At 57.1% G+C, this 3,199-nt stretch carries 1 rRNA gene; it reads left to right on the plus strand.

The window, feature by feature from the left end:
* Positions 1–56 precede the first annotated feature (56 nt).
* Positions 57–3,178 (plus strand): 23S ribosomal RNA (locus HTZ82_RS15765).
* The last annotated feature ends 21 nt before the right edge of the window (positions 3,179–3,199 follow it).

The following is a 3,199-nucleotide window of genomic DNA, read 5'->3' on the forward strand; positions in this document are numbered from 1 at the left end:
GGGTGATGGGTGGCTGGTCGTTGCTTGAGAACTGCACAGTGGACGCGAGCATCTGTGGCCAAGTTTTTAAGGGCGCACGGTGGATGCCTTGGCACCAGGAACCGATGAAGGACGTGGGAGGCCGCGATAGGCCCCGGGGAGCTGTCAACCGAGCTTTGATCCGGGGGTGTCCGAATGGGGAAACCCGGCAGTCGTCATGGGCTGTCACCCGCTGCTGAACACATAGGCAGTGTGGAGGGAACGAGGGGAAGTGAAACATCTCAGTACCCTCAGGAAGAGAAAACAACCGTGATTCCGGGAGTAGTGGCGAGCGAAACTGGATGAGGCCAAACCGTATGTGTGTGATACCCGGCAGGGGTTGCGCATGCGGGGTTGTGGGATCTCTCTTTCATAGTCTGCCGGCTGTGAGACGAGTCAGAAACCGTATGGATAGGCGAAGGACATGCGAAAGGTCCGGCGTAGAGGGTAAGACCCCCGTAGCTGAAATTCATGCGGCTCGTTTGAGAGACACCCAAGTAGCACGGGGCCCGAGAAATCCCGTGTGAATCTGGCGGGACCACCCGCTAAGCCTAAATATTCCCTGGTGACCGATAGCGGATAGTACCGTGAGGGAATGGTGAAAAGTACCGCGGGAGCGGAGTGAAATAGTACCTGAAACCGTGTGCCTACAAGCCGTGGGAGCGTCGCATGCAAGCTTGCTTGTATGTCGTGACTGCGTGCCTTTTGAAGAATGAGCCTGCGAGTTTGCGGTGTGTTGCGAGGTTAACCCGTGTGGGGAAGCCGTAGCGAAAGCGAGTCCGAATAGGGCGGTAGAGTAGCGCGCTCAAGACCCGAAGCGGAGTGATCTAGCCATGGGCAGGTTGAAGCGGAGGTAAGACTTCGTGGAGGACCGAACCCACCAGGGTTGAAAACCTGGGGGATGACCTGTGGTTAGGGGTGAAAGGCCAATCAAACTCCGTGATAGCTGGTTCTCCCCGAAATGCATTTAGGTGCAGCGTCGTGTGTTTCTTGCCGGAGGTAGAGCACTGGATAGGCGATGGGCCCTACCGGGTTACTGACCTTAGCCAAACTCCGAATGCCGGTAAGTGAGAGCGCGGCAGTGAGACTGTGGGGGATAAGCTCCATGGTCGAGAGGGAAACAGCCCAGAGCATCGACTAAGGCCCCTAAGCGTACGCTAAGTGGGAAAGGATGTGGAGTCGCAGAGACAACCAGGAGGTTGGCTTAGAAGCAGCCACCCTTGAAAGAGTGCGTAATAGCTCACTGGTCAAGTGATTCCGCGCCGACAATGTAGCGGGGCTCAAGCGTACCGCCGAAGTCGTGTCAATCCAGCATGTACGGCCAACGCCGGCTGGGTTGGGTAGGGGAGCGTCGTGTGCCGGGTGAAGCAGCCGTGGAAGCGAGTTGTGGACGGTTCACGAGTGAGAATGCAGGCATGAGTAGCGATACACACGTGGGAAACGTGTGCGCCGATTGACTAAGGGTTCCTGGGTCAAGCTGATCTGCCCAGGGTAAGTCGGGACCTAAGGCGAGGCCGACAGGCGTAGTCGATGGACAACCGGTTGATATTCCGGTACCCGCTTTGAAGCGCCAACGCTGAATCCAGGGCTGCTAAGCCCGTGAAGCCGCCGGCTGAGTCTTCGGACGAGGTCGGAGTGGTGGAGCCGGTGACCCTATCTGGTAGTAGGTGAGTGATGGGGTGACGCAGGAAGGTAGTCCATCCCGGGCGGTGGTTGTCCCGGGGTAAGGGTGTAGGGCGTCACGTAGGCAAATCCGCGTGACATGAGCCTGAGACCTGATGCCGAGCCGATTGTGGCGAAGTGGATGATCCTATGCTGTCGAGAAAAGCCTCTAGCGAGTTTCATGGCGGCCCGTACCCTAAACCGACTCAGGTGGTCAGGTAGAGAATACCGAGGCGTTCGGGTGAACTATGGTTAAGGAACTCGGCAAAATGCCCCCGTAACTTCGGGAGAAGGGGGGCCATTCCTGGTGAAGAGTTTTGCACTCGGAGCTGGGGGTGGCCGCAGAGACCAGCGAGAAGCGACTGTTTACTAAAAACACAGGTCCGTGCGAAGCCGTAAGGCGATGTATACGGACTGACGCCTGCCCGGTGCTGGAACGTTAAGGGGACCGGTTAGCTCCATTTCGGTGGGGCGAAGCTGAGAACTTAAGCGCCAGTAAACGGCGGTGGTAACTATAACCATCCTAAGGTAGCGAAATTCCTTGTCGGGTAAGTTCCGACCTGCACGAATGGCGTAACGACTTCTCGACTGTCTCAACCATAGGCCCGGTGAAATTGCACTACGAGTAAAGATGCTCGTTTCGCGCAGCAGGACGGAAAGACCCCGGGACCTTTACTACAGTTTGATATTGGTGTTCGGTTCGGCTTGTGTAGGATAGGTGGGAGACTGTGAAGCTCATACGCCAGTATGGGTGGAGTCGTCGTTGAAATACCACTCTGGTCGTGCTGGATGTCTAACCTGGGTCCGTGATCCGGATCAGGGACAGTGTCTGATGGGTAGTTTAACTGGGGCGGTTGCCTCCTAAAGGGTAACGGAGGCGCCCAAAGGTTCCCTCAGCCTGGTTGGCAATCAGGTGTTGAGTGTAAGTGCACAAGGGAGCTTGACTGTGAGACCGACGGGTCGAGCAGGGACGAAAGTCGGGACTAGTGATCCGGCGGTGGCTTGTGGAAGCGCCGTCGCTCAACGGATAAAAGGTACCCCGGGGATAACAGGCTGATCTTCCCCAAGAGTCCATATCGACGGGATGGTTTGGCACCTCGATGTCGGCTCGTCGCATCCTGGGGCTGGAGTCGGTCCCAAGGGTTGGGCTGTTCGCCCATTAAAGCGGTACGCGAGCTGGGTTTAGAACGTCGTGAGACAGTTCGGTCCCTATCCGCTGTGCGCGTAGGAATATTGAGAAGGGCTGTCCCTAGTACGAGAGGACCGGGACGGACGAACCTCTGGTGTGCCAGTTGTTCTGCCAAGGGCATGGCTGGTTGGCTACGTTCGGGAGGGATAACCGCTGAAAGCATCTAAGCGGGAAGCCTGCTTCGAGATGAGTATTCCCACCCACTTGATGGGGTAAGGCTCCCAGTAGACGACTGGGTTGATAGGCCGGATATGGAAGCACCGTGAGGTGTGGAGTTGACCGGTACTAATAGGCCGAGGGCTTGTCCTCAGTTGCTCGCGTCCACTGTGT

The organism is Streptomyces sp. TRM64462, from assembly GCF_013362995.1.
Classification (GTDB): Bacteria; Actinomycetota; Actinomycetes; order Streptomycetales; family Streptomycetaceae; genus Streptomyces.